At 65.8% G+C, this 7,079-nt stretch carries 5 protein-coding genes; 4 read left to right on the top strand and 1 reads right to left on the bottom strand.

The window, feature by feature from the left end; genetic code table 11:
* Positions 1-273 precede the first annotated feature (273 nt).
* Together ACSFBL_RS32900 and ACSFBL_RS32895 are read left to right on the top strand one after the other, a co-directional pair.
* Positions 274-2,172, top strand: a complete 1,899-nt coding sequence (locus tag ACSFBL_RS32900) for an ATP-binding cassette domain-containing protein (RefSeq protein ID WP_435520017.1) — start codon at positions 274-276, stop codon at positions 2,170-2,172.
* Positions 2,173-2,246: 74 nt separating this feature from the next.
* Positions 2,247-3,995 carry a phospholipase D family protein gene (locus tag ACSFBL_RS32895; protein ID WP_435520016.1) on the top strand — a complete coding sequence of 583 codons (1,749 nt, stop codon included), beginning with the start codon at positions 2,247-2,249 and terminating at the stop codon, positions 3,993-3,995.
* A gap of 15 nt (positions 3,996-4,010) precedes the next feature.
* Here the strand turns inward: ACSFBL_RS32895 and ACSFBL_RS32890 are convergent, their stop codons facing one another.
* Positions 4,011-5,435, bottom strand: coding sequence for an aminotransferase-like domain-containing protein (locus tag ACSFBL_RS32890; protein ID WP_435520015.1), 1,425 nt, complete (start codon positions 5,433-5,435; stop codon positions 4,011-4,013).
* Between the two features lie 102 nt (positions 5,436-5,537).
* Here ACSFBL_RS32890 and ACSFBL_RS32885 point away from each other — a divergent pair, with 102 nt between their 5' ends.
* Positions 5,538-6,137 carry a LysE family translocator gene (locus tag ACSFBL_RS32885; protein ID WP_435520014.1) on the top strand — a complete coding sequence of 200 codons (600 nt, stop codon included), beginning with the start codon at positions 5,538-5,540 and terminating at the stop codon, positions 6,135-6,137.
* Entirely contained in the window at positions 6,134-7,063 is a 930-nt protein-coding gene (locus ACSFBL_RS32880) for a DMT family transporter (RefSeq protein WP_435520013.1), read from the top strand. The genes ACSFBL_RS32885 and ACSFBL_RS32880 overlap by 4 nt, the downstream gene beginning before the upstream one ends.
* Positions 7,064-7,079: the final 16 nt, after the last annotated feature.

Here is a 7,079-nt window from a genome sequence, read left to right as displayed (position 1 = left end):
TTTTCAATCCCGCCAAGTCCGAAGACTTTTTTTCTCCGCCTCCTCCAACCCCCTCATCACCACCCCCACCAGGGAAGCAGCAGCGCTGGGTCGTTTTCAGCTGAGCCTTGGATTATGACGTGTTTTTTTCAACCTCGTCAATCATCTTCGGATTTTTCTCGGCTTCGTCAGAGAGGCACAAGAGCCAAGCTCTGACCGGGCACGCCTTCGCGTTTCCAGCCGAGCCGACGAGTATAGGCCATGCCGAGCGGTCGATCCGATAATCCGGCCCACATGGCACTCATCACACTCCTCGACGCCCAACTGGCGTTCGGTCACGTCCCGCTGCTCGATCATGCGGACTTCGCTCTCATCGAATCAGAGCGCATCGGCCTCATCGGCCGCAATGGCGCCGGCAAGTCATCCCTCCTCAAGATCCTGGCGGGACTCGAGAAGCCTGATGACGGAACACTGCAAGTGCAGCAAGGCGTGCGTGTCACTTATGTCGCGCAGGAACCCGTCCTCGACATGGACGCCGACGTATTCACCGCAGCAAGTGCAGGACTCTCGGAAGTCATCGCGGTTCGCGACCAGTACCTCTCGGGCGCTCCGGGCCTCGACCTCGACGCGCTCCAGTCTCAGATCGAAGCGTTCGACGCATGGAACTGGGAGCAACGTGTCGACGAGACGCTGCATCGCCTGCACCTCGACGGCACCGCCCGCATCGGCTCCCTGTCCGGCGGCACCCGCAAACGCGTCGCCCTCGCGCAGGCCCTTGTCGCCGCACCGGATGTGCTCCTGCTCGACGAACCGACCAATCACCTCGACCTCGACTCGATCGAATGGCTGGAGCAACTGCTCATCGATTTCAAGGGAAGCGTGGTGACCATCACCCACGACCGCAGCTTCCTGAATCGCGTCGCCACGCGCATCGTCGAACTGGATCGCGGAAGGCTTGGCTCGTACCCAGGCAACTTCGAACAGTACCTCGTTCAGAAGGAAGAGCAACTCGCACAGGAAGCCGTCATCAACGCGAAGGCCGACAAGCTGCTCGCACAGGAAGAGGTATGGATCCGCAAGGGCGTGGAGGCCCGCCGCACGCGCAGCCAGAGCCGCGTCGGCCGCCTCGAGGCACTGCGGGCGAGCCGGTCCGCGCGGCGCGAGGTTCTCGGCAGCGTCAACATGGACGTGGCCACGGGTCAGTCCAGCGGCAAGATCGTGGCCGAACTGACCGACGCTTCGAAGTCGTTCGGCGAGAAGACCGTCATCCGGAAATTCAGCGGCACGATCCTTCGCGGCGACAAGGTCGGGTTGATCGGCCCGAACGGCGCCGGCAAGACGACCCTGCTGAAGCTGATCCTCGGCGAGTTGGAGCCCGACAGCGGCAAGGTCCGACGCGGCGCCAACATTCAGGTGGCCTACTTCGACCAGATGCGCAATGCGCTGAATCTCGACGCGACGCTGGAGGACTTCATCAGTCCCGGGAGCGAATGGATCGAGATCGGCAACCAGCGAAAGCACGTCAAGAGCTACCTGGCCGACTTCCTCTTCTCACCCGCACGTGCGCATTCCCCGGTGCGTTCGCTCAGCGGCGGCGAGCGCAATCGCCTGCTGCTCGCGCGCCTCTTCGCGCGTCCCGCCAACGTGCTGGTTCTCGACGAACCCACGAACGACCTCGACATCGATACGCTCGAACTCCTGGAAGACCTGCTGCAGAACTACGACGGCACCGTCTTCCTCGTCAGCCATGACCGCACCTTCCTCGACAACGTGGTGACAAGCACGATCGCCTTCGAGGGCGATGGCCGCTGGCGCGAATACGAAGGCAGCGTGCAGGACTGGCTGATCCAGTCGAAACGCGCCCGCGAAATCGCCGAGCAAAGGGCCGCGGCATCGCCTGTCGCGCCGACCGCCCCAACGCCCGCGCCGCCGGCGGCGGACACGCCCCGCGCAACACGGAAGAAGCTCAGCTACAAGGAACAGCGAGAGCTCGAATCGCTTCCCGCGCAAATCGCCGCCCTGGAGGACGAACAGAAGCGCATCACCGGAATCCTCGAACTCGACGGCGGCTCCATCTACGCCAGCGATGCCTCGCGCGCGGCGGAGCTCGGCGAACGCCATGCCCGCATCGATGACGAACTCCTTGCCGCACTCGAACGCTGGGAAGAACTCGGCACTGTGCGCCAGGGATAACGGCGCCTTTGTCCGACTTGCGGCACGGGCGGGCCGCGCTATATATGCGGGACCTCAGGCTCACCCTACACCGCATGTCGTCACTACTCAGGCACGTCGCCGCCGTGCTGCACCGCTCCCTTGCGATCGGGGCAGTCGTGTTCTGCCTCTCCTCGTGCGCGGAGCTTCCCAAGAACGTCGATCGGCCGGTTACTACTGCCCTGGCGGCACCAGCGGGCACGCCGCTGGCGACGCTTGTGCAAAGCCGCCGCGAAGCCGCGAAGGGCGGATACGACTCCGGCTTCATGCTGCTGGACGGTGCGCCCGCGGCCTACGGCAGCAGGCTCGCGCTGGTCGAGGGTGCACAGAAAACACTCGACCTCCAGTATTACGCGATCCACGCCGACGCCAGCACCGCACGCCTGCTGACAGGCGTACGCGACGCGGCACGGCGGGGCGTGCGCGTACGCATCCTCTTGGACGATTTCCACAGCACCGGCCGCGACGCACTCGTGATGCGGCTTGCCTTCGAACCCAACGTCGAGATGCGGATGTTCAACCCGCTCGCCGGCGCGCGGGCCTCGACGGTGGGGCGCCTCTTCAACTCGCTCGACGACGCGTCGCGCATCCAGCAGCGCATGCACAACAAGCTCTTCATCGCGGACAACGTGCTGGCCGTCACGGGTGGCCGCAATCTCGGTGACGCCTACTTCGGCAATGCCAACAAGGCCAACTTCATCGATCTCGATGTCCTGGTCGCGGGGCCCATCGTGCAGGATCTCTCGCGCAGTTTCGATGCCTATTGGAACAACGAACGCGCCTATCCGGTTCAGTCACTGGTGACCCGCGAGGAACTCGATGAGATGCGCGAGCGCACACGACAGTCCGACGCGGCCCAGCGCGACCGAACGGACGCCAACGGTTCGCCAGCGCCAGCGAACGATGACAAGCCAGACCAGGCGCCGACCGCCGAACAGCGCGCCCATGCTTGGGACCAGAAAGCGCTGGACCTGAGCACGGCGAATTTCGTGTGGGCGCCCGCGGCCGTTCTGGCCGATCGTCCGGGCAAGATTCCAGCGGACAACGCCAGCCAGAACGCCGATACCGGCAAGGCACCAGGCCTGGTGGTGTCGCGGCCGTCAGGCCGCCCGTCCGGGGCGCCAGCCAGCGATTCGCTTGGCGCCGCCGCCAGTACCGCCGCGAGCGGGGACACCGTGGTCGAAGGCCTGCTGCAAATGATCGGGCTGGCCCGGAACGACCTCCTGATCATCTCGCCCTACTTCGTCCCCGGCCCCGACATGAAGCAGGCATTCGCTTCGGCACGAGCGCGCGGCGTACGGATCCGGGTGCTGACGAATTCGCTCGCTTCGAACGATGCGCCCGTGGCCCACGTGGGCTATGCGCGGCATCGCGAAGAGTTGCTCGCGATGGGCATCGAGCTCTATGAACTCCGCAGCGAGCAGGCGGGACTGAGCAACGCGTTCGGCAGTTCCGGTCGCAACGTCTCGGGCGAATCGCGATCGATGCTGCATTCGAAGGTGCTGGTGATGGACGGTCGCTTGCTGGTCGTGGGCTCGATGAACCTCGACCTGCGCTCCCAGTTGCAGAACACAGAAATTGCGCTGCTCATTCGAAGCGACGAGCTTTCACACGTGGCCGCCGGCAAGATCGAGACCGCACTCACCGAGGGTGCATGGCATGTCGAGCTCGACGGCGGGCACCTCGTCTGGCGCGCGCCGCAAGGCAGCGGACTCCAGGACACGACCACCGAGCCCGACGCCAGCGCCAGTCTCCGGCTGATGCTCAAGATGTTCGGACCACTCGCGCCCGACAGGCTCCTGTGAGCCCCGACGCCCCGTTCAGACCTGGCCTTTGACGCGCGCGAACACCTTCCAGAACGTCGCATCCTGCGCGGTCGCGAAGTTGATTCGCATCAGGGTACTGGGCGGCCTCCTCGCATGGAACAGGGAACCCGGCGCCAGGAGGTAGCCCTCGTCGAGCATGCGCTGCGTGAGCGCGTCGGTATCGACGCCGGTGTCGACCCAGCCGAAGAGTCCGGCCGGCTCCGAGGCGAGCTTGCAGCCGGCAGCCAGCGCCAGCTTCACGGTTCGCCCCCTGGCCCCATCCAGACGCAGTCGAATGCGCTCCGCGTGGCGACGCAGTTGCCCCTGGTCGATGCACCAGGCCAAGGCCCGCTCGAACAGCGAGGGGGTCGTCAACGTGGCAAGCAGCTTGGTTTCGAGCAGGCGCCCGACCAGCGGGGGCGATGCCGCGAGGAAGCCGATGCGCCAATTGGGCGCGAGGATCTTCGCGAAGCCGCTCACGTAGATGGTGCGCTGCAGGCCATCGAGTGCGCTCAACCGGGTCGCATGTTCGGGCGCCAGGTGGCTGTAGGTGTCGTCCTCGACGATGTGAAAGTCGTGCTTGTTCGCGAGTTGGAGCACGCGGTGCGCGCTGCCCGGGGTGAGGCTGTAGCCGGTCGGGTTGTGCAGCACGCTGACGCTCACGAAGAGCTTGGGCTTATGGCCTTCACCGGCGTTGCAGTAGCGCTCCATGACCTCCAGATCAGGGCCGTCGGCCTTGCGGGGCACGGGAAGGATGCGCATGCCCAGCGCTTCGAGGCGCGCGAATTCGAGCGCCCAGCCCGGCTCCTCGACTATCACGGGATCACCGGCGCGCAGCAGGGTGCGGCTCACGATGTCGAGCGCGTGCGTCGCGCCGACTGTTGTCAGGATCTGCTCCGGCCCCGCGGGCACGTTGATGCTGCCCAGCTTGATGGCGAGGCTGCGACGCAGCCCGCTGTCCCCTTCGGGCTCGCCGTACTGCAACGAAAACTCCTGCAGGGACTTCGTACCGGTGACGCGTCGCACCGCGGCGGGCATGAAGGTCGACTCCATCCAATCGGGCGGAAAGACGCCCATGCCGGGTTGGGGCTTGTCGCTCGGCCGGTGGAACATGCCGCGGATGAGCGTGCTGGCATCCGCGACGACCGTCGGGCGCGGCGGTAGCGGGGCCACAGGATTCGTGCTCGATACAGCCGCGCCGGTGGCAGCCACAGCGTCGCGCACATAGAAGCCGCGTTGCCGGCGGGCTTCGACCAGGCCCTGGGCGAGAAGCTGATCGTAGGCTGCAACCACGGTGTGCGGGCTCACCCCCTGCTGGCGCGCACACTCGCGCACCGAAGGCAAGCGCGCGCCGGGGGCGAGCAGGCGATTGCGAATACGCTCCGCAAATCGGTCTGCGAGTTGCTCAGTCAGGGACTGCGTGGAGGTGCGTGTCAGCATGCGCGTCGGCGTTCTGTGTCGATGGTCAGGCCGATACAGACACGCCTCTTGTATGGCAATCTGTACTGGAACTGTAATGGTGCTCAGTTTAAAGTGTGTCTCATGAACTGGCAAGAATTCACTGCGCTGCTGGTGTTGGCCACGGCGATGAGTTTCTCACCGGGCCCGAACACCACGCTCTCCACTGCGCTGGGGGCCAACGGCGGTCTGCCGCGGGCCATGCGTTTCATCTTCGCGGTGCCCGTCGGCTGGACGCTGCTGCTCGCACTGTGCGCCGCCGGCATCGGCGCCCTCGTCGTCGCGGTGCCTTCGCTCCGCTGGATCATCAAGGCGCTCGGCATCGTCTACCTGCTGTGGCTGGCGTGGAAGCTCAGCGGCAGCGCGGCGCTCGGACAGGCGGACGGCGAGCAACTCCAGGTCGGCTTCAAGCAGGGCGTGATGCTGCAGTTCCTCAACATCAAGGCATGGCTCCTGGCCCTGACACTCGTCGCAGGCTGGATCGCGGGCCAACCGGATGCGTTGCGGCGTTTTGCGATCGTGGCGCCGGTCATGCTGGTCTACGCATTCGCCAGCAACTTCGTCTATGCACTGGCCGGCGCGCTGCTGCGCAACTGGCTGGCCCGGGGGCGACGGCTCCTGTGGTTCAACCGCGCGATGGCGGCGGTCCTCGTGCTCACCGCCTGGTGGATGATCAGCGTATGAAGATCAAGGACGAAACGCTCGGCATGTGGCTCGGCGTCCTGGGGGTGGCCTTCTTCGCCGTCACGTTGCCGATGACGCGCCTCGCCACCGGCACGCAGGCCGCGCCGCAACTCTCGCCCTTGTTCGTGACACTCGGGCGCGTAGGACTGGCAGGCGTGCTGTCGGCCATCTTCCTGCTCGTCACGCGCGCACCCAGGCCTAAGCGCCATCAATGGAAGCCATTGGGCATGGCGGTGCTCGGCAATGCGATCGGTTTTCCCTTGCTGCTGGCCTACGCGCTGCGCGTGGTCAGTGCCAGCCATGCAGCGGTGATCACGGCCCTTCTGCCATTGGTCACGGCGGCCTGCGCCGCATGGGTGCTGCATCAGCGCGCGCGGCTCGGCTTCTGGCTGTGCGCGATCGCAGGCAGCCTGCTCGTGGTCGTTTTCTCTCTGCTTCGCGCACAGTCGCATGGCGCGGGCTTCGGTTTCGAGTGGGCGGACGTTCTGCTTGTCGGCGCAGTCTTCGCCGCTTCCCTGGGCTACATCTACGGCGCGCAGGTCACGCCGGCGCTGGGTGCCGAGCGCGTGATCTGCTGGGTCTGCGTGCTGGCATTGCCCGTCTCGCTGCCGGGCACGTTGTGGCTCTGGCCGGAGCAGTCGGTCGCCGTGTCCGCATGGGTCGGCTTCGTCTATGTCGGCGTGTTCTCGATGTGGGTGGGCTTCTTCGCCTGGTATCGCGGCCTCGCTTTGGGCGGCGCGCTGCGCGTAAGCCAGACACAATTGCTGCAGCCATTTCTCTCCATACTCGCCGCCGTGCCGCTGCTCGGCGAGCCCCTCGACATCGTGACCCTCGGCTTCGCCGCCGCCGTGGTCGCGACGGTGGTCGCGGGGAAGAAGCTCTCGCAGCCGCGCACTCCGGCCGTCCTCGCGACGGCCTCGCGATAACGAATCGCACATCAAG

The sequence above is a fragment of the Variovorax glacialis genome (assembly GCF_051216375.1).
In the GTDB taxonomy this organism is placed as follows: domain Bacteria; phylum Pseudomonadota; class Gammaproteobacteria; order Burkholderiales; family Burkholderiaceae_C; genus Variovorax.
The sequence above is the reverse complement of the archived record's forward strand: the minus strand, read 5'-3'. Positions and strand labels throughout refer to the sequence as shown.

What these genes read in the sequence shown, in the direction of transcription:
- ACSFBL_RS32900 (WP_435520017.1), top strand. Translation starts at nt 274, where the DNA reads ATGGCACTCATCACACTCCTCGACGCCCAACTGGCGTTCGGTCACGTC.
- ACSFBL_RS32895 (WP_435520016.1), top strand. Translation starts at nt 2,247, where the DNA reads ATGTCGTCACTACTCAGGCACGTCGCCGCCGTGCTGCACCGCTCCCTT.
- ACSFBL_RS32890 (WP_435520015.1), bottom strand. Translation starts at nt 5,435, where the DNA reads ATGCTGACACGCACCTCCACGCAGTCCCTGACTGAGCAACTCGCAGAC.
- ACSFBL_RS32885 (WP_435520014.1), top strand. Translation starts at nt 5,538, where the DNA reads ATGAACTGGCAAGAATTCACTGCGCTGCTGGTGTTGGCCACGGCGATG.
- ACSFBL_RS32880 (WP_435520013.1), top strand. Translation starts at nt 6,134, where the DNA reads ATGAAGATCAAGGACGAAACGCTCGGCATGTGGCTCGGCGTCCTGGGG.